The 18,444-nt window shown below is 46.1% G+C and carries 18 protein-coding genes and 1 tRNA gene; 7 read left to right on the top strand and 12 right to left on the bottom strand.

Annotated features, from left to right (window positions below):
* Positions 1-1,014 (top strand): hypothetical protein, encoded by a 1,014-nt coding sequence (locus ACYZ97_RS05230; RefSeq protein ID WP_473300414.1) that lies wholly within the window; start codon positions 1-3, stop codon positions 1,012-1,014.
* Between the two features lie 42 nt (positions 1,015-1,056).
* Here ACYZ97_RS05230 and cueO read toward each other — a convergent pair whose 3' ends face one another.
* The 4 genes from cueO to ACYZ97_RS05210 all read right to left on the bottom strand — a co-directional run bounded on the left by cueO (position 1,057) and on the right by ACYZ97_RS05210 (position 5,945).
* Positions 1,057-2,676: a multicopper oxidase CueO gene (gene cueO, locus ACYZ97_RS05225; RefSeq protein WP_473300413.1), complete on the bottom strand. Its 1,620-nt coding sequence runs from the start codon at positions 2,674-2,676 to the stop codon at positions 1,057-1,059.
* 411 nt (positions 2,677-3,087) lie between these two features.
* Positions 3,088-5,067 carry a threonine--tRNA ligase gene (gene thrS, locus ACYZ97_RS05220; RefSeq protein WP_473300412.1) on the bottom strand — a complete coding sequence of 660 codons (1,980 nt, stop codon included), beginning with the start codon at positions 5,065-5,067 and terminating at the stop codon, positions 3,088-3,090.
* Positions 5,068-5,181: 114 nt separating this feature from the next.
* Positions 5,182-5,511 (bottom strand): membrane protein insertion efficiency factor YidD, encoded by a 330-nt coding sequence (yidD, locus tag ACYZ97_RS05215; protein WP_473300411.1) that lies wholly within the window; start codon positions 5,509-5,511, stop codon positions 5,182-5,184.
* Positions 5,508-5,945 (bottom strand): iron-sulfur cluster assembly scaffold protein, encoded by a 438-nt coding sequence (locus ACYZ97_RS05210; protein ID WP_473300410.1) that lies wholly within the window; start codon positions 5,943-5,945, stop codon positions 5,508-5,510. The genes yidD and ACYZ97_RS05210 overlap by 4 nt, the downstream gene beginning before the upstream one ends.
* 143 nt (positions 5,946-6,088) lie before the next feature.
* Between ACYZ97_RS05210 and folE the strand changes: the two genes are divergently transcribed.
* Both folE and hisI read left to right on the top strand, forming a co-directional pair.
* Positions 6,089-6,715, top strand: a complete 627-nt coding sequence (gene folE, locus ACYZ97_RS05205) for a GTP cyclohydrolase I FolE (RefSeq protein ID WP_473300409.1) — start codon at positions 6,089-6,091, stop codon at positions 6,713-6,715.
* On the top strand, positions 6,715-7,119 hold the full coding sequence (gene hisI / locus ACYZ97_RS05200) for a phosphoribosyl-AMP cyclohydrolase (protein WP_473300641.1): 405 nt from the start codon (positions 6,715-6,717) through the stop codon (positions 7,117-7,119). Before folE ends, hisI begins: the two co-directional genes overlap by 1 nt.
* A gap of 11 nt (positions 7,120-7,130) precedes the next feature.
* On the opposite strand, the gene ACYZ97_RS05195 is transcribed toward hisI, so the two are convergent.
* The gene (locus tag ACYZ97_RS05195) at positions 7,131-7,769 is read right to left on the bottom strand and encodes a YrbL family protein (protein WP_473300408.1); all 639 of its coding nucleotides are present in this window, start codon (positions 7,767-7,769) and stop codon (positions 7,131-7,133) included.
* Positions 7,770-8,097: 328 nt separating this feature from the next.
* Between ACYZ97_RS05195 and ACYZ97_RS05190 the strand changes: the two genes are divergently transcribed.
* Positions 8,098-8,182: transfer RNA gene (locus ACYZ97_RS05190), tRNA-Leu, on the top strand.
* A gap of 128 nt (positions 8,183-8,310) precedes the next feature.
* Positions 8,311-9,423: an ABC transporter substrate-binding protein gene (locus ACYZ97_RS05185; RefSeq protein ID WP_473300407.1), complete on the top strand. Its 1,113-nt coding sequence runs from the start codon at positions 8,311-8,313 to the stop codon at positions 9,421-9,423.
* 29 nt (positions 9,424-9,452) lie between these two features.
* Here ACYZ97_RS05185 and aat read toward each other — a convergent pair whose 3' ends face one another.
* The 5 genes from aat to ACYZ97_RS05160 form a co-directional block, all read right to left on the bottom strand.
* Positions 9,453-10,058 (bottom strand): leucyl/phenylalanyl-tRNA--protein transferase, encoded by a 606-nt coding sequence (aat, locus tag ACYZ97_RS05180; protein WP_473300406.1) that lies wholly within the window; start codon positions 10,056-10,058, stop codon positions 9,453-9,455.
* A gap of 6 nt (positions 10,059-10,064) precedes the next feature.
* Positions 10,065-11,420, bottom strand: a complete 1,356-nt coding sequence (gene accC / locus ACYZ97_RS05175) for an acetyl-CoA carboxylase biotin carboxylase subunit (protein ID WP_473300405.1) — start codon at positions 11,418-11,420, stop codon at positions 10,065-10,067.
* Between the two features lie 11 nt (positions 11,421-11,431).
* Positions 11,432-11,911, bottom strand: a complete 480-nt coding sequence (accB, locus tag ACYZ97_RS05170; RefSeq protein WP_473300404.1) for an acetyl-CoA carboxylase biotin carboxyl carrier protein — start codon at positions 11,909-11,911, stop codon at positions 11,432-11,434.
* A 318-nt stretch (positions 11,912-12,229) separates the two neighbouring features.
* On the bottom strand, positions 12,230-13,096 hold the full coding sequence (locus ACYZ97_RS05165; RefSeq protein ID WP_473300403.1) for a DsbA family protein: 867 nt from the start codon (positions 13,094-13,096) through the stop codon (positions 12,230-12,232).
* 34 nt (positions 13,097-13,130) lie between these two features.
* On the bottom strand, positions 13,131-14,555 hold the full coding sequence (locus ACYZ97_RS05160; protein WP_473300402.1) for a M48 family metalloprotease: 1,425 nt from the start codon (positions 14,553-14,555) through the stop codon (positions 13,131-13,133).
* Between the two features lie 118 nt (positions 14,556-14,673).
* Between ACYZ97_RS05160 and ACYZ97_RS05155 the strand changes: the two genes are divergently transcribed.
* Positions 14,674-15,825, top strand: coding sequence for a pyridoxal phosphate-dependent aminotransferase (locus tag ACYZ97_RS05155; protein ID WP_473300401.1), 1,152 nt, complete (start codon positions 14,674-14,676; stop codon positions 15,823-15,825).
* The gene (dusA, locus tag ACYZ97_RS05150; RefSeq protein WP_473300400.1) at positions 15,822-16,832 is read left to right on the top strand and encodes a tRNA dihydrouridine(20/20a) synthase DusA; all 1,011 of its coding nucleotides are present in this window, start codon (positions 15,822-15,824) and stop codon (positions 16,830-16,832) included. Before ACYZ97_RS05155 ends, dusA begins: the two co-directional genes overlap by 4 nt.
* Here the strand turns inward: dusA and ACYZ97_RS05145 are convergent.
* Positions 16,829-17,524, bottom strand: a complete 696-nt coding sequence (locus ACYZ97_RS05145) for a TIGR02281 family clan AA aspartic protease (protein WP_473300399.1) — start codon at positions 17,522-17,524, stop codon at positions 16,829-16,831. The two genes, dusA and ACYZ97_RS05145, sit on opposite strands and share 4 nt — an antisense overlap.
* An 85-nt stretch (positions 17,525-17,609) precedes the next feature.
* Positions 17,610-18,383: an adenosylcobinamide-GDP ribazoletransferase gene (gene cobS, locus ACYZ97_RS05140; RefSeq protein ID WP_473300398.1), complete on the bottom strand. Its 774-nt coding sequence runs from the start codon at positions 18,381-18,383 to the stop codon at positions 17,610-17,612.
* Positions 18,384-18,444: the final 61 nt, after the last annotated feature.

Below are 18,444 nucleotides of genomic sequence, written 5' to 3'. Positions count from 1 at the left end.
ATGTTTGATGCGCCTGTCATGATGTCGGTTTATTTACAGATAATGAAAATATGTGCCCGTATTGTCATAATTTTTATTGTATGCATCTGCGCTACAGCGCGTCTTGCGGCGCAGGATGTCCAGATTCCAGATCTTGATTTCAGTCATGAGGACAATCAACAAGCGCCACATGACTTGGCAATGCCTTCTAGTGAGGCAGTGCCTGTTGTGGAAAAAGCACAGTTGGAACTGTCTGTATCACTTGTCGATAAGGGACCAAAGATTGAAGAGGGGCTTATCTGGCGTATTTATTCACCACTTGCCGGTATTGATTCAAAATTGCCTCTTATTGCGGAAAGGCAGGGGGGGGCAACGCAAATTGATCTGGAGCCGGGCAGTTATATTATTTATGTGGCTTTTGGCCGTGCTACGGCAACGCGTCGTGTTATGTTGCAAAAGGGTCAACATATCAGTGAGAGTTTTGTTCTTGACGCTGGCGGGCTTGAACTGAATGCCAGTCTGCCGGAGGGCAAAATTAATGAACAATTATTGTCCTTTACAATTTATTCCGATGATAGCGAGAATGACGAACAGGCCCTTATCGCAAAGAATATCAAGCCGGGTGTCGTGACGCGTCTCAATGCTGGAACATATCATATTGTTTCCAATTATGGTTCGGCCAATGCGATTGCGCGTTCCGATATCCGTGTTGATGCGGGAAAGATTACTGAAGCAACATTACAACATCATGCCGCCTTGGTAACGCTCAAGCTTGTCCGTCAAGAAGGGGGCGAAGCTCTTGCCGATACAAGTTGGTCGATTACCAATGATTCTGGCGATATTGTCCGCGAAACTGTCGGTGCTTATGCCACAATGGTTTTGGCAGAAGGCGATTATGTCGCGATTGCCAAAAACAAGGATCAATTTTATCAGAAAGCTTTTTCGGTCTCATCTGGTGTTGATCAGGAAATCAATCTGCTTGCCGATGTACAAAATCAGGCAACCGCTGATGATGATATTGATTCTGTTGACTGATGTGGAATGAGAGAGGGGCGGTTTTGCCGCCCCTATATCTGTTTAGCTTGTGATAAATTGCCCCATCATGCCAAGATCCTCATGTTCAAGAACATGGCAATGGAACATGAATGGATGATCTTTGTCAGCCTTGCGGTTAAAGTGGATGATAACTTCCATCGTACCGTCAACAAGGGCCGTATCTTTCCATCCGCGTAAATGGGCTGGCGGTTCTTCTCCGTTGATTGACAAGATGAAGAAGGAGGCTCCATGGATGTGAAAGGGGTGTGGCATTTCGAGTGAGGCAAGGCGCCAGAGTTCATAGGAACCTAGCTTGGCTTCGACATCAATACGGTTCATATCGAATGTCTGTTCATTGAGAGCCATTCGCATTGGTGATTGGGCAGCAATGACAGTAGGGCCGGTCTCTTCGCTCGAGCGTCCACCATGCATCATAGCGTGATCCGTCATATCCGAATTGTCGTGCTTTGTTGCCTCATTCTCCGCCATAGGATGATCCATCTTGTGTTTTTTGTCTCCCATCATGGTCTGCATATTTTCCATCATGCGTTCGTTAAAAACAAAAGACCGCTCACGTATGTCTTTGATATCCCATTTCTTGCGATCAATAGCGGGGGTATCGAGTTTTGCCGGTAATGCAGTGATAGCGGGGGTAAGCTCGGCTGAAGTGACAAAATCCATTAATTTCAGATCGCCGCCTTGGCCATTATCGTAGGCGGAGGTGACAAAAGTAGCCTTGTCATTACTGGAAAAGTCGACAAGCACTTCATAACGTTCACCCGGCGCAATGACGAGTTTTTCAAGCGCAACCGGTGTAGTAGAGCCGATCGCTCCGCCATCGGATGCAATGACATGCATGGGTCTTTTATCGGTAAAGGCAAGGTTGAATATGCGGGCATTGGAACCATTCAACAGGCGTAGGCGCACAAGGCCGGCAGGGATTTCTGCAACCGGTTCGATTGAGCCATTTACAATGACATGCTTGCCACGAAAACCATGCATCATATCCATGAAGTCCGGTTCATAGATTTTACTGCCTTCAAGAACGCGCCGATCCTGCAAGACGAGTGGAATGTCATCTATGCCATAGCGGTTGGGCAGCCCCAATTCCTCGTCTTTTCCATCATCGACGATTATGAATCCGGCAAGCCCCATATGGGCTTGGCGAGCCGTGTTTTGATGGGGATGGGGATGATACCAGTTAGTCGAGGCAGCTTGATCTACCTTTATTTTGACATTCCATTCGCCCTTATCCTCGATGGTGTTATGTGGACCGCCATCTTGTGTTGATGGCACAAATAATCCGTGCCAATGCAAGGTGGTCGGTTCATCGAGATGGTTGACAACATTAAAATTGACAGTTTGGCCTTTTTGGAGGCGGATTGTCGGGCCCAGATAGTCGATGGCATAGCTATAGCCGCCTCCCGTTAGGGGATGGGAAGATGCGCTAATGCCGCCGGAAAGGCAGTGCAATCCCGGTGTAAAACTGTGTGTTCCCTTATGCATGCGTAAAGTGATCTTGGCATCTTCCTCAGGAGTCAAAAGATATGGTATGGCCAGCTTTCTCTGGGGGCTGTCTGCATAGGACAGTTTTGTTATAAATGGCACAGAAAGTAGGGCGGCCGCTGAACTTAATAATTGGCGGCGGGTGGTTGTAAACATGGCGCTATTCCTTTTGCTTGAAGTGTAAAATGGATTTTATCAGGCAGGAGGATAGATTGGTGGTTGTACAAGTGGTGCAGGGATACTGTCGTCATAAGCGGTTATATTGAATGAGAAAGGTCTTTTGATCCATAGATTTTGATTTGAAAAAAGACTTTGGGCAGCAATAGAAGGTGCAAAGACGGTGATACAGCATATCATTGGTATAGTCGTTGTATGCTTGTTGTCGTGCAGGTTCTTTTCAATGTGATGACGACTGCAATCGGCGTTATAAGTCTGAGCTGTAAGACCTGTGTTGCCAGATATCAGGGTAATCGTGGCAATCAGAAATAGAAATCGTAATGTTTTGAGTATTGATGACATTATGTCCGGCAGATTAGCATGAGCCGCCCCGCCGGACAATTGTCAATTTTACACCTGTTTTAGACGCTTTAGGTCCGGTGGTGTTGCTTCTTCGATCAATTCACGGATAACGGTTTCTAGAGGTTTGGAAACCTGATCCTGACTGCCAAGGCGGCGCATATTGACTGTTTCTTCTTCGGCTTCCCGCATGCCGCAAACAAGGATCACAGGCACTTTTTGTAGGGAATGTTCGCGGATTTTGTAATTGATTTTTTCATTACGGAAATCCGTCACAACTTGTAGGCCAGCCGCTTTTAAACGTGCTGCAGCCTTTTTAGCATAATCATCTGCTTCGGACGTGATGGTTGCAATAACCACCTGTACCGGTGCAAACCATAAAGGCATATGGCCGGCAAAGTTTTCGATTAAGATGCCAAGGAAACGTTCCATGGAACCGCATATGGCGCGGTGAATCATCACAGGCTGACGTTTTTCTGATTCCTGATCGATATAGAATGCGCCAAAACGTTCAGGCAGATTGAAATCGACCTGTGTCGTGCCGCATTGCCATTCACGTCCAATGGCGTCTTTGAGTGTATATTCAAATTTAGGCCCGTAGAATGCGCCTTCGCCGGGCAAGATGTCGGTATCAATCCTGCCTTCTGAATTTTGTTTGATCGTTTCCAGCACTTCGGCCATGACTTTCTCTGCACGATCCCACAGAGCATCCGATCCAACACGTTTATCGGGACGGGTCGAGAGTTTGACAGTGATGTGGTCAAAACCGAAATCGGCATAGGTTGAGAGGATAAGCTCGTTAATAAGCAGGCATTCCTCACGCAGCTGTTCATCAGTACAGAATATATGTGCATCATCTTGCGTAAAGCCGCGTACGCGCATCAATCCGTGTAGTGAACCGGAAGGTTCGTAACGATGGACATTGCCGAATTCTGCCATTTTGATTGGTAAGTCGCGATAGGATTTAAGTCCATGTTTGAAGATTTGTACATGGCCCGGGCAATTCATTGGTTTGAGGGCATATACACGATCATTGTCATCGGTATCATCGCCTGCAGGCTGTACCTTGAACATATTTTCTTTGTACCAGCCCCAATGGCCGGAAATTTCCCAGAGGGATTTATCCAGCACTTGAGGGGCGTTGACCTCTTGATAGCCATAGTCATCAAGACGACGGCGCATATAGCTCACCAGATTTTGGAACATTTTCCAACCCTTGGCATGCCAGAAAACGACACCGGGGCCTTCTTCTTGAAAGTGGAACAGATCCATTTCACGTCCCAGACGGCGGTGGTCGCGTTTTTCTGCCTCTTCAAGCATGTGGAGATAGGCGTTCAGCTGATCATCAGAGGCAAAGGCTGTACCATAGATGCGTGTTAGCATCGGATTGTTTGAATCCCCACGCCAATAGGCTCCCGCAACCTTCATCAGTTTGAATGCGCTGCCAATTTGTCCTGTCGATTGCATATGTGGGCCGCGGCAAAGATCAAACCAGTCTCCTTGGTAATAGATTTTGACATCTTGATCTTCAGGAATCGCGTCAATCAACTCGACTTTGTAGAGCTCGCCCTTGTCTGTAAAGACCTTTTTGGCTTTGTCTCGTGACCAGACTTCTTTGCTGAATGGCTTGTTGCGCTGGATGATTTCACGCATTTTCTTTTCAATGGTCGTCAGGTCTTCAAGTGTGAAAGGCTGACTGCGTGCGAAGTCATAATAAAAGCCGTTTTCAATAACCGGACCGATTGTAACTTGTGTGTCCGGGAAAAGCTCTTGTACGGCTTCAGCCAGCACATGGGCGCAGTCATGACGGATCATTTCAAGTGCGCGAGGATCATCGCGAGTGATGATTTCAAGGCTACCGGAATGTTCAAGTGGGTCTGAAAGATCACGGATAACACCGTCAATACTATAGGCAACGGATTTTTTAGCCAATGATTTCGAGATGGATTCGGCCAGCTGCAATCCGCTCATATCGGCAGGATAATCACGCTTGGAACCATCGGGAAAGTTAAGGGAAACGGAAGAAGACATAAAAACCTCATGATCCAGTCCCGCCAACGAATGCGGGTGGTTGTGATAAATGACCTTTTTTGAGAGGCCGTTGAATGCATGCCTTTTAGAGAAAAATATGTCGAAAGAAAAGTTTTATTTGGCTTTTGCACTTAGCCGCCAATACCGCCACGGGGTAAACCAGTGGAGATCTGCATCCAGTATTTCCGGTACGGGGTCATAGCCATGGGTGCCACCGGGGCCGCAGCGCAAGATACGGAAGAGCCCCATCCAGCCACCCGTCCATAATCCAAAGCGTGCAATAGCTTCATAGGCGTATTCGGAACAGGTCGGTGCATGACGGCAATGATTGCCGATAAAGCCTGAAAGTGTCAGCTGATAAAGGCGAATAAGACTGATTCCGATGATGCGTCCCGGCGTTTTGTTCCAAGGACCGCTATAATTTCGTGTTTGTCTTGGAGTCATGAGTTTTGCCGGTTTTCGATCTGCCTGATACAATCAACAACAGCATCAAAGGTCAATAAGGTAGAGGGCTGGCGGGCCTTGTAATCCTTGATCGGTAAAAGACAGGCAAAATCGGCAAACTTTCCTTCCGGTGTCGGACCATCTTCATGTAACATGGCTGTAACAATATGGTGCAGTGTTTTGAGCTCTTGCGCTGTTGCGCCAATAACATGGCGGGCCATAATCGCTGAAGAGGCCTGACCGAGCGCACATGCGCGCACCTCATGGGCAAAGTCGGTTACGATACCATTTTCCATTTTTATATCGACTGTTACGGTAGAACCGCAAAGCCGTGAATGCTTAGTTGCTGAGGCATCCGGTGCCGATAGTCGACCAAGACGGTCGATATTGGCAGCAAAATCAAGGATCTTCTGATTGTAAATTTCATTAATCATAGAACATTTATCCAAAAATGTCGTTTCAATCTATAAACGATCTTTTTATTCCTGCCGTCTATCGTTATATAGTGGCTTCAAGAGAATGCGCCAAGCCTTTTGCTGTGTTTATGCAGGGGGAATGACATCAATGGAGTGACGCGATGAAAACGGTAAAACATGTCGATGCCAAAACGGATGGCCGGGATGCGCCTAAGCGACCTAGTCAACGTGAAGCAGAAGAAGCCGTTCGCACATTGTTGTTATGGGCAGGTGATAATCCTGATCGCGAAGGACTTTTGAAGACGCCCGAGCGTGTTGTCCGTGCCTATGGCGAACTTTTTGGTGGTTATAACCAATCACCGGAAGAAATTTTGGGAACGGTTTTTGAAGAGGTTTCCGGTTATAATGAGCCGGTTATTGTGCGTGATCTTCCCTTTTTCTCTCATTGCGAGCACCATATGGTGCCAATTATCGGGAAGGCTCATATCGGGTATTTGCCTGATGGCAAGGTTGTTGGCCTTTCAAAAATTCCACGTGTGGTCGATATTTTTGCACGTCGTCTGCAGACACAAGAAAGCATTACAGCGCAGATTGCAGATTCCTTGAATGATTACCTTCAGCCACGCGGTGTTGCTGTGTTGATTGAAGCCGAGCACATGTGCATGGCAATGCGCGGTGTGCAGAAGATGGGAGCGACAACTATTACGGCGACATTCCGTGGTACTTATGAAAAAGATGAAAAAGCACAGGCTGTTTTCATGTCTATGGTTCGTGGATTGCGCGGTTGATAATGTCTTTTGCAAAGCCTTCGAGTGATCAGCACCAGCAGGAAGAGAGCGATGTTTTTGCTCCACGTTTCGATTCGCAAGGTTTGCTAACGGCTGTTATTACAGATTTTCAAAGCGGTGAGCTTTTAATGGTTGCGCATATGAATGAAGAGGCATTGCAGCTGACAATGACAAGCGGTGTTGCCCATTTCTGGTCGCGATCACGGCAGAAGTTATGGAAAAAGGGCGAGACGTCCGGTAATGTGTTGCGTGTTCAGGAAGCACATATTGATTGCGATCAGGACTGCCTTTGGTTGAAGGTTTTGGTCGAGGGAGACGGTTTAACATGCCACACAGGGCGTAGAAGCTGTTTTTACCGTCGCCTTGCAAAGGATGCCCAGTCTTTATGGTTGGAAAAAGAATAGAGCGCTGCGTTTTAACTCTTTAGCATTTCCGGCCATACTTTATCGAGATTTGCGGCACGCATGATCTTGTGAAAACGTTTGATATTCTTGGATCTGTTTATTGAAGCAAAGAAGGGGCGCAAAAATACAGTGTGCCGCCGTCCGATACCGTCAATAATAACAAGCTCCGGTTTATTGTCCCGCCAGCTCATAACAATGTTTTCCAACTTGATTCCGGTGATGATTGTATCTGTTTGATGAATCCAATCATGAAACTGCTGGAAGGCTTCGCGATAATCTTTCAATTCATCTTTGAGTTGTAGAAGGTTTCGCGCAAAAGAACCGTCTTTATGACGCTCGACCTCACATATCAGCCCCCATCCCATATCCGTGCGTGATAGGCTTACAGGTGTAAAAATATGAGGTTGTTTGTGTTCCGGACCTAAATGTTTGCGCAACGCTTCGGTGAATTCATAAAGATTGATCGATGTGGCACCGGTTGATCTAAAAATCCGTTTGATTTTAGGGTCACGACTATATCGTTCTTCCTGATTGGGACGGACGACCTTTATAAGAAGATTATCATTTTCAGGATGAAGATAGACGGCACGATGACGACCATTTTCAAATAATGGTTTCTTGTCTTTTAGTCTGATGATGCTGTCTGTCATGTTCTTTGTCCGTATAATCTTTTTTTGCCTTATAGAGGGGTCTGTTAGCCCTTTGCAAGCATTCAAATAAAACTTGAGAATTAATGATAAGGTCAAAGCATAAAATATGCATTGAATAAAAACGCCATGCACTGAATTGTCGACATAAGGCAGGAATGGAAAAATAATATGTTTATCCGACAAAAGGGGCTTGTATAGACCGGCTTGATTTGTTACATGCCGCGAACCGACATATTCGGTTTCACATGTTTGACTATGGTTTTTTTAGACATTGTGAATTTGCAGGAGAACTTGCCTCTTTGTAAGAAGGTAAGGAATTCATGCGAGTGCGGTCGTGGCGGAATTGGTAGACGCGCAGCGTTGAGGTCGCTGTGGGGCAACCCGTGGAAGTTCGAGTCTTCTCGACCGCACCATTTTTTCTTCTTGGATATTGTTTATTGAACTCGTTAGGTCATCTTGATATGAAAGATTGACTTTTCTTGATCCTTACACCCAAAGATGGGATAAGGATTTTAATAATAATTTCATGAAGGAGATCCGTATGCGTTTGTCCCGTTTTGTAAAAGTCTCTGCAGCTTTTGTCGCAGGATCCCTGTGGGCGAGTGCCGCTTATGCAGATATCACAATCGGATTTATCGGCCCTGTCTCAGGCTCTGTTGCCGCCTATGGCATACAGGCCAGAAATGGTGCCAAGGTTGCTGTTGAGGAGATCAATAAAAAGGGTGGCGTGAACGGCGAAAAGCTGGTTTTGAAAGTTTATGATGATGCTGCTGATCCAAAACAAGGTGTGTCAGTTGCTAACCAGATTGCTGGAGACGGTATTTTATATGTCGTAGGACCGGTTACATCGAATTCGGCTATGCCTGTTTCCAATATTCTTGAAGAAAACGGCATCTTGATGGTGACACCATCATCGACAACATCGGAATTGTCGGCTCGTGGTATGTGGAATGTTATCCGTACTATTGGTCGTGATGATCAGCAGGGCGATTATGCCGCTGATTATGTGATCAAGCATTTCAAGGATAAGCGTATTGCTGTTATACATGATAAGGCGACTTATGGCGAAGGTATTGCCAATGCGTTTAAGAATGCGCTCAATGCCGGAGGGGTAAAAGAAGTCTATTATGGTTCTATTACGCCTGGGGAAAAAGATTACAGCGTGATTGTTGCAAGACTTAAGGATGAGAAGGTCGATTATGTATATTTTGGCGGCTATCATCCGGAAGCAGGGCTGTTGCTCAAACAAATGCGCGAACAGGGGTTGGAAGCGCCATTGATTGGCGGAGATGGTTTTACAACATCTGAATTATGGGCGATCGCTGACAAGGCTGCCGAAGGTACAATGTTCACCAATCCAATTGATGTGCGTAAAGATCCTGCTGCTGCCGAAGCTGTGAAGGCTCTTGATGCACAGGGCATTCCGCCTGAAACCTTTACGATGAACGCTTATGCTGCCGTACAGGTTCTTGCCTACGGTATTGAAAAGGCCGGTTCGAGTGACGATCCGGAAGCTGTTGCCAAAATGATCAAGAGTGGTGAGCCGATCAAGACGACAATTGGTACGGTCACTTATGGTGATCGTGGTGATATGACATCGAAGGTTTTCTCGATGTTCAAGTGGCATGACGGTGAAATTGTATCGGCTGAATAAATAGATGGCAGACTTTTCTGCCATTTGTTTTAAAATGATGTATCTATTTTTAATGCATTGACAAGGAGGACTTCATAGTCCTCCTGCGGTATTTCTATCGCGCCTAATCGGGCGAGATGGTCTGTAATAAACTGCGTATCCAGCAATATGAATTTATGGGCTCTTAAATGTGAAACAAGATGCGCCAGACAGATTTTTGATGCATCTGTTGCATAAGAAAACATACTTTCACCAAAAAATGCGCCTCCCAATGCAATTCCATAGAGGCCGCCTACAAGTTTTTCATTCTCCCATGCCTCAACTGTATGGCAGTAACCCAGTTTGAACAGCTCGCCATAAGCCTGACGTATGGTACTATTGATCCATGTTGAGCGGCGCCCTTTGCGCGATTTTGCACAACCGTCAAGCACGCCGTCATAATCTGTATCAAAGCGTATATCAAAAGGTGCCTTGTTGATTTTTTTCATCAGGCTGCGGGAAATGTGGAAATGGTTGAGAGGAATAATGCCTCGTAGCTTGGGACGCACCCAATAATAATCAACCGTTTCGGCCCCATCCGACATCGGAAAAACACCCTGCGCATAGGCTTGAAGCAAAAGCGCAGGTGTAAGATTTGTATTTGAATTGTTAGTCAAGTGACGTCAGGCTGAATCAGCTGATTTGGCAGCCAGATATTTTTCCAGCCAGTGAATATCATAATCACCATTGGCAATATCATGATTGTCGATGAGATCTTGAAACAACGGCAATGTGGTCTTGATACCGTCAACAACAAATTCATCCAGAGCACGGCGTAAGCGCATCATACATTCGATACGGTTGCGACCATGGACAATGAGCTTACCAATAAGGCTGTCGTAATAGGGTGGTATTTTATAGCCTGAATAGGCACCGGAATCGACGCGGATACCTAGGCCACCCGGTGTGTGGAAATGTGTGATCAGTCCCGGTGATGGTGTAAAGTTAAGCGGGTCTTCTGCATTGATACGGCATTCAATGGCATGACCGGAAAAATGGATATCGCTTTGTTTGGCTGACAGGCCACCACCGGATGCCACACGAATCTGTTCGTGGACAAGATCAATACCGGTAATGGCTTCGGTTACGGGATGTTCAACCTGCAAACGGGTGTTCATTTCAATGAAATAGAACTCGCCATCTTCGTAGAGAAATTCGATTGTTCCCGCACCACGATAACCTAACTCGGCACAGGCTTTGGCAACGATGTTGCCAATTTTTTCACGTGCTTCGGCGTTAAGGGCAGGGGAGTTTGCCTCTTCCCATACTTTTTGGTGGCGACGCTGTAATGAACAGTCGCGTTCTCCAAGATGGATAGCGTTGCCTGCACCGTCACCCATAACCTGAACTTCAATGTGGCGCGGTTTTTCAAGATATTTTTCAATATAGACAGCATCATCACCAAAGGCGGCACCGGCTTCACTACGCGCTGTCTGTAGGGCAATTGGCAATTCTTCGGCAGTACGGGCAACTTTCATGCCACGTCCACCGCCGCCAGCAGACGCTTTGATAATGACGGGAAAACCAATTTCAGCAGCAACGCGAGCGGCTTCTTTGTCATCGGTTACACCGCCGTCAGAGCCTGGAACAACGGGAATACCAAGACGCTTGGCTGTTTTCTTGGCTTCGATCTTATCACCCATGATACGGATATGGGCGGCGGTTGGGCCGATGAAGGTAATGGCATGTGCTTCAAGAATTTCAGCAAATTTGGCATTTTCAGATAGAAAACCGTAGCCAGGATGGATCGCATCAGCACCGGTGATTTCACAAGCTGAAACAATTTGATGGATATTGAGATAGGAATCGCGTGATGGCGGGGGGCCAATACAAACACTTTCATCGGCCAGCCTGACATGCATGGCATCGGCATCGGCAGTAGAATGGACTGCGACAGTCTTGATGCCGAGCTCCTTACAGGCCCTCAATACGCGAAGCGCAATTTCGCCGCGGTTGGCAATAAGGATTTTCTGGATCATCTCATCAGGCCCTATTCAACAATAACCAAAGGTTCACCAAACTCAACAGGCTGCGCATCTTCAACAAGAATGGCTGTAACCGTGCCGGCACGCGGGGAAGGAATCTGGTTCATTGTTTTCATGGCTTCAATGATGAGCAGGGTCTGACCTTCGCTCACTTTCTGTCCGACTTTAATAAAGGCAGAGGCACCCGGTGCCGGTGCAAGATAGGCAGTGCCTACCATTGGAGACGGCACAGCATTTTTTGAGGTGTCTTCTTTTGTTGGCGCACTTGGTGCGACAGAAGCGGCGGCAGGTGCTGCAGTGGCAGGAGCAGGGGCGTAAACGGTTTGTGCAACCGGTGCGGCACTGCGTGATACGCGGATGCGCATTTCACCCTGTTCAACCTCAATGTCAGAAAGATTGGTGTCATTGAGGATGCCAGCAAGATCACGGATCAGATCTGTGTTGAAGCCTGTATTTTTATTGGCGCTTGAATCTTTTGTTGCCATTTTATTCAACTCCTTGATCTTACGATCAGTACGTCTTGCACAGCCCGAAGGGGCCGCTTCTTTAAATTTATTTGCCTTATTGGATAAGGCCGATCATATCAGCGCCATCATGTTGCTCAGATATAATATCTAGAACCATAGAACAGCGCTTTTCCGTTATAAGTGCGTTAAACAAAAAGCGAAAGCCAAAATTCGATATCATTCAGCTATTTTAGCGCCCTTATCAACATAAAGCACATCTCTTGCCGTCAAGCACTACCAATGAAACGCTTTGTTGCCTTCTATCAGTAAGCAATATGTCAAAAGATGATGAAACGCTTATTGCGCTTTTTCAATTGTATCAATCTTTTTTTGCAGGATATCACCACCTACAGCGCCAACAAAGACTTGGTCTCCTATAATATATGAAGGCGTACCATTAATATTCAGTTCATAAGCGATCTGACCATTTTCCATGAACGGCTTCTGGATATCTGGATTTTTCATGGTTTCGCGAAGCTTTTTTTCATCTGCTCCTAATGACTTGGCGACATCAATAGCGGTTTGTTCGGTGCTGCGCCCTTCACGGGTCATCATTGCGGTATGGAAAGCGGCATATTTATCAGGGCTGATCTTTTGAAAGGCGTGGGCAACGATATGGGCCTTGAATGATTCTTGTCCTAAAATAGGGAAGTCTTTAAGAATAAATTTGACGTCAGGGTTATTTTTGATCAGAGCCTGCATGTCGGGGAAAGAATGTTTACAATAGCCGCAGTTATAATCAAAAAACTCCACGATTGTGACTTTTCCGTTTTTATTACCCAAAATGAAATCATTCGGGGATGAAAAGATTTTATCTTTCATCGTCTCGATGATTTTTGACTGGTTCTTGACGATTTCGGCTTCTTGTCTTGCTGTTAGCTCATCCTGCATTTTTACGAGGATTTCAGGGTTTTTCAATAGATAGTCTTTGACAACCTGCTGGATTTTTTCTTCATCTTTAGCCTGTGTCTTTTGACCTATTTGGGCGATAAAGTCTTTGTCTTCTAAAAGTTGTCTTTTGATTTGATTTACTAGTTGTTCATCCACGGGTGCTGCTTGTGCAGTAACGGGTATTATGGCTGAAAGCGTCAAGGATGTGACGAGGGCCAGTGCTGTCTTGTATTTGGCTAATACCGCTACGGATGGAATGTGCAGAATTTTCATATTTAAAGCCTTTTTGAGAAATGGCAAAAGCCCGTTATTTTTTCTTGACCGGTTTAGTTGTATTCAGAATATCCTGCGCACGCAACCAGTCTTGCGATCCCGGTTTTAGTCTTTGTTGTGCACGGGTGGCAAATACTTGTGCTTGTGTGCGATTGCCTGAATAATAATGCATGTCGGCAGTTGCAAGATCGGCAAGGCCGGTTTGTCCGGTGCGCCCATACGCCATAGCGAGATAGCCATAGCCTGCAGAAAACTCAGGTTCACGAGCAATTCCTCGTTTGATTTCAGTGATGGCAGTTTGCACGTCTTTGGGGTTATTGGTGAGCAATAAGGCGCGGCCATAGCTGATGCGCAAAAGGCTGGAGCGGTTGTTGTCAAGATCGGAGGCGCGTTTATAGGCTGCGGCTGCCCCAGCTGGATCATTAGCCTTAATCAACAGATCAGCCAGAAGTTCCTGAAAAAAAGGATTGTTGGGCTGCTCTTTAACGAGTGCGGTTACTTTGGGCATTGCTTTTTTGGGTGAACCGCTTCCGACTGCCATAATGGCTTCACCATAGCGGGCGGCAAGGCCGCGTGGATCATCTTTGAACATACGTCGCAATTCAGCAAATTTGCCGGTATTGGCTGCAATTTTTGCCCGCATCATATCATGGCGGTGCTGCAGCTCCGGTGGGTCTTTCTTGTCATAATAGGGGCTGGCATGAGCCAGTTTTTCAAGTGCTGCGATACGCTCTCGCGGCAAGGGATGGCTAGAGCGATAAGGGTCAACCCGTGCACCTGATAGGGATAGTGCTGTTGAGAAGCGTTCAAATGTCGTCAACATTCCTTTCGGAGATTGCTGCGTCTTATTGAGATAATTGATGGCTGAACGATCAGCCGCCGATTCTTCGCTGCGCTGATAGTTTAGGACAAAGCGCATGGCCATTTCTTGACTACCTGCGGCAATGCCGCCACCGGCGCCGGCTGCTTCGCTATTGCCGGTAGAGGCGCCGGCAATGCCTGCGCCAATGCCGACAAGCAATCCTATAACAGCAAGTGTTTGTGCTGTTTTGAGCTGTTCACGCAGGCGCTGTTGATGGCCGCCTGCCAGATGGCCGGTTTCATGTGCCAATACACCGATAACTTCGTTCGGGGTTTCTGCCTGCATCAGTGTACCGATATTGACGAAAATACGTTGCCCGTCTACGAAAGCATTGAAGCTTTGGTCGTTAACAATAATGATTTCGATATTATTGGCATTCAGCCCAGCTGCTTTCAAAATAGGAATGGTGTAATCGGCAACCAGTTGTTCTATTTCGGCATCACGGATGATTCGAACAGCATTTTGGGCTTGTGCTGATGTTACAACACACTGACTGAAAGCAAGAGACAGAATCAGTATGCTGGCCAGTGCCTTTCGGGGCAGTTTTTGTATTTTTTTCCAATAGACTATAAGAAATCGGGATATAGAGGTATTCATCAAACTGCCTATGAAATTGCACAAATTGTATAAAAGATCAGCCTTGTTAAACGCATGACTTTCAGGCATTTATACGGCACTGTAGCTTTAATGCCAGATATTTCTCAGGAGAATTTACTTGGATAGCTTTTCATCACGCAGTGACGTGCAGCCTTTTTATGCAATGGATGTATTGGCCGCGGCCAATAAAGCCATTGATGAAGGGCGCCCTGTCATATCTATGGCGCTCGGACAGCCTTCTGCAAAAGTACCGGCCCCGATATTGGCTGCTGCCGAAGTCTCTCTTAAAAGTGGTTCTATCGGTTATACGGATGCTTTGGGGCTTATGTCATTGCGATTAAAGATTGCCCGATATTATCAGCAACATCATAACCTTGATATCCCGGCAGAGCGGATTGTTGTGACGACCGGCTCTTCTGCCGCCTTTAATCTGGCCTTTTTGGCGCTTTTTGATGTTGGTGATCGTGTGGCGATTACCCGTCCCGGTTATCCCGCCTATCGTAATATCATGAAGGCTGTGGGTATTGATGTTGTTGAGATTGCTACCGATGAGAGACGCGCCGGTGCCTTGACCGCAGAATCTTTATTGGAAGCCCACAGAGAAAAATCCTTGAAAGGTGTTCTTTTTGCGTCGCCTGCAAATCCTACGGGTGTTTCGCTGGATGCGCAATCTTTGCGTGCAATTGTCGATGTGGCGAAAGAAAACAATATCAAGATCATTTCTGATGAAATCTATCATCGTCTGAATTATAGTAGGGATGATCTGACTGTTTTGTTTTTTGATAACGATGTGACAGTTATTAATTCATTCTCGAAATATTATTGCATGACAGGGTGGCGGATCGGTTGGATGGTGTTGCCGGAAAATCTGGTGCGCCGTGTCGAGTGTATAGCACAGAGTCTTTATATTTCAGCGCCTGAATTGTCGCAGCGTGCAGCTATCGCGGCTTTTGATGCAACGGCAGAACTGGATAAGATCAAGGATAATTATCGTCAAAGTCGTGCCCTTTTTATGGAAAGGTTGCCGAAAATGGGGCTTGATCTTATGGCGCCGCTTGATGGTGCATTCTATGCTTATTGTGATATCAGCCGATTCACCAATGACAGTATGGATTTTGCCAAAAAAATGTTGGCACAAATTAATGTAGCCGCAGCGCCCGGGCTTGATTTTGATCCTATCGAGGGACATCGTACTATGCGATTTTCCTATGCGGGTGATCCCATGAAGATGGATGAGGCTCTTGGCCGATTGGAACAATGGCTTGCATGACTGTGCTATATCATAAGGATAATTTTCCACGTTTTGCTGTGGCGCCAATGTTGGATTGGACGGATCGTCATTGTCGTTTTTTTCATCGCTTGTTGTCGAAGGAAGCCCTTCTCTATAGCGAAATGGTGGTCGCAGATGCTGTTATTCATGGCGATAGAAATCGGCTTCTCGAGTTTAATAGATATGAGCATCCACTGGCTTTGCAGTTGGGGGGAAGTGACCCTGAAAAATTGGCGCAGGCAGCGCGTATCGCGTCCGATTTCGGTTATGATGAAATCAATCTGAATGTCGGTTGTCCATCAGATCGTGTACAGTCTGGTGTATTCGGTGCCTGTTTGATGCGCGAGCCGGATACAGTCGCGCGATGTGTGCGTGCTATGAAACAGGCTGTTTCCATTCCGGTTACGGTCAAATGCCGCATCGGTGTTGATGATCAAGATAGTGAAAAGGCGCTTGATCAACTAGCGGAAGCTGTTTTGAAAGAAGGTGTTGATGCCTTTTGGGTCCATGCGCGTAAGGCTTGGCTGCAAGGATTAAGTCCCAAAGAGAACCGAGATATTCCGCCTTTGGATTATTCGCGTGTTTATCGGTTAAAAGAAAAAAACAGTCATATTTTTATTGGGATAAATGGCGGCATTCAATCATTGAATGAAGGCTTGCTGCATCTTGGACAAGTTGATGGCGTGATGATAGGACGGGCTGTTTATTATAATCCCTTGCTATTAAAAGATGTTGACCATCTTCTTTTTGGTGCTCCTCAAGAAACGGTCAATTATGATGATATCATTGCGGCAATGATAGATTATACGGCGCGTCATATCGAGAGAGGTGGGCGTCTTTCACATGTTACACGCCATATGATCGGTATGTTTCATGGGGAAAAAGGTGCCCGTTTGTGGCGGCAGATATTATCAACAGAAGCGACTGCCTATGATGCGACAACCGATATATTACAAAAAGCCTATCATAATGTGCGCCAGCATTTTGCAACAGATCAAATGAACTAATCGACTAAAATCATCCGGTCGCCGCGGATACTGTAACCACTTAGACGATCCAGAAAACTCATACCAAGCAGATTGCCGTCTAATGCACCGGGTTGGGCAACCAGTGCAGCAATGTTATCGCGCTGGATATCACCGATTTTCAGGGTATCGAGCCAGACAGGTGCAGCTTCGGTCTTGCCATTGGCTGTGCTGACGAGAGTTGTAAAAAGGAGCTTGTTGACATCAATTCCGATGCGGCGTGCGTCTTCATAGGATAAGACAACGTTACTGGCACCTGTATCAATCATAAAGCTGACATTGGTGGCGTTTACCTGTCCACGCGCTTCAAAATGGCCGCTTTGCATGCGCTCTAGTGTAACAGTTAGCCCATCTTCATTGTAGCGTGTGACCGGACTGCCCGGGATGAGACCGGCAGTAGCACGATGGCCGAAATCCTGCAGATCATAGCGCATATTATAACCGATGATGAGCAGTAAAAATGTGGCACCCCATATCAGGCCGTTACGGATAAAATGGGTGAGCTTTATGCCCGAGCCAAGAATGCCGGATGCTAAAAGAAGTCCCCACAAGCCATAAAAAGTAAGCTGAGCAATATTATCTGAACTCATGGATGTCGGATATGAATTGTCTCGAAATGTTAAAAGAAGAATGACGATAACGATAATACTGATCAATATCCAGAATTTATTCATTATGACTTTCTTTCGGCTGATATGTTGAATGTCAAATATGAGGGTACTTGCAATATCTTCTTGTTGTGACTTTTAAGATTTGTTTCTAGCCTAGTCCAAGCAGTGTTCCAATCAAAAAACCAATATAGGTGATTTGTTGTGAAGCTCCCAATACATCACCGGTATGCCCGCCGATCTTGTTCAATGTTAGTTTTTTAAAGGCATAACCGGAAAGTGCGGTTACGAGAAGAGCCAAGATTGAGGCTAATATGCCGCTTAATATGAATTCGGCTAAAAGTACTATGAGAGAAGCTATAAGAATAGCTTTGCTGGCTTGTTGGCCATCTGGTCTTCCCGCTTGGGCTGCTACGCCATCAGGCCGGACGAGGGGGGTTGTTGTCCATATCCAGATCATGGCACTGCGGCTCATGCAATCAGCACCAATGAGTGTACAGAAAAGAATTGCGTACCCTTGCCCCGCCAATTCGGTAAACAGTAATGTTTTTAATCCGATGCTTCCGATTAAAGCCAACACACCAAAAGTACCAATATGCGAATCTTTCATGATTTTTAGCCGTGTTTGTATATCTTTAGGCATAAAAAAGGCGTCCGCAACATCTGCTAACCCATCTTCATGTAGGGCGCCAGTCATGACGGTTATGACCAAGATTGCCATGAATGAAGCGGTAAGGGCCGAGAATCCTAGTATCATGCATATGATAAGAATTATCGCGCAAATACTACTGATAATGGCGCCGGCTAATGGGAAGATATAGGCATCATCGGCGATCGTACCTTTATCGGCATAGGCAGCTGAGGGGATAGGAATACGGGTGAGAAATCCCAATGCACGAAGGAGTGAAGCAACAAATTTTGTCAAAAATATTCATTCCTTTGAAATCAATGATGAAGATGGGTATAGAATTTGGATATAGACGATT

It is taken from the genome of Bartonella sp. bp_1 (assembly GCF_055808085.1).
The sequence above is the reverse complement of the archived record's forward strand: the minus strand, read 5'-3'. Positions and strand labels throughout refer to the sequence as shown.

What these genes read in the sequence shown, in the direction of transcription:
- ACYZ97_RS05160 (WP_473300402.1), bottom strand. Translation starts at nt 14,555, where the DNA reads ATGAATACCTCTATATCCCGATTTCTTATAGTCTATTGGAAAAAAATA.
- ACYZ97_RS05230 (WP_473300414.1), top strand. Translation starts at nt 1, where the DNA reads ATGTTTGATGCGCCTGTCATGATGTCGGTTTATTTACAGATAATGAAA.
- ACYZ97_RS05165 (WP_473300403.1), bottom strand. Translation starts at nt 13,096, where the DNA reads ATGAAAATTCTGCACATTCCATCCGTAGCGGTATTAGCCAAATACAAG.
- ACYZ97_RS05185 (WP_473300407.1), top strand. Translation starts at nt 8,311, where the DNA reads ATGCGTTTGTCCCGTTTTGTAAAAGTCTCTGCAGCTTTTGTCGCAGGA.
- dusA (WP_473300400.1), top strand. Translation starts at nt 15,822, where the DNA reads ATGACTGTGCTATATCATAAGGATAATTTTCCACGTTTTGCTGTGGCG.
- thrS (WP_473300412.1), bottom strand. Translation starts at nt 5,067, where the DNA reads ATGTCTTCTTCCGTTTCCCTTAACTTTCCCGATGGTTCCAAGCGTGAT.
- accC (WP_473300405.1), bottom strand. Translation starts at nt 11,420, where the DNA reads ATGATCCAGAAAATCCTTATTGCCAACCGCGGCGAAATTGCGCTTCGC.
- ACYZ97_RS05210 (WP_473300410.1), bottom strand. Translation starts at nt 5,945, where the DNA reads ATGATTAATGAAATTTACAATCAGAAGATCCTTGATTTTGCTGCCAAT.
- cueO (WP_473300413.1), bottom strand. Translation starts at nt 2,676, where the DNA reads ATGTTTACAACCACCCGCCGCCAATTATTAAGTTCAGCGGCCGCCCTA.
- accB (WP_473300404.1), bottom strand. Translation starts at nt 11,911, where the DNA reads ATGGCAACAAAAGATTCAAGCGCCAATAAAAATACAGGCTTCAACACA.
- folE (WP_473300409.1), top strand. Translation starts at nt 6,089, where the DNA reads ATGAAAACGGTAAAACATGTCGATGCCAAAACGGATGGCCGGGATGCG.
- yidD (WP_473300411.1), bottom strand. Translation starts at nt 5,511, where the DNA reads ATGACTCCAAGACAAACACGAAATTATAGCGGTCCTTGGAACAAAACG.
- ACYZ97_RS05195 (WP_473300408.1), bottom strand. Translation starts at nt 7,769, where the DNA reads ATGACAGACAGCATCATCAGACTAAAAGACAAGAAACCATTATTTGAA.
- ACYZ97_RS05145 (WP_473300399.1), bottom strand. Translation starts at nt 17,524, where the DNA reads ATGAATAAATTCTGGATATTGATCAGTATTATCGTTATCGTCATTCTT.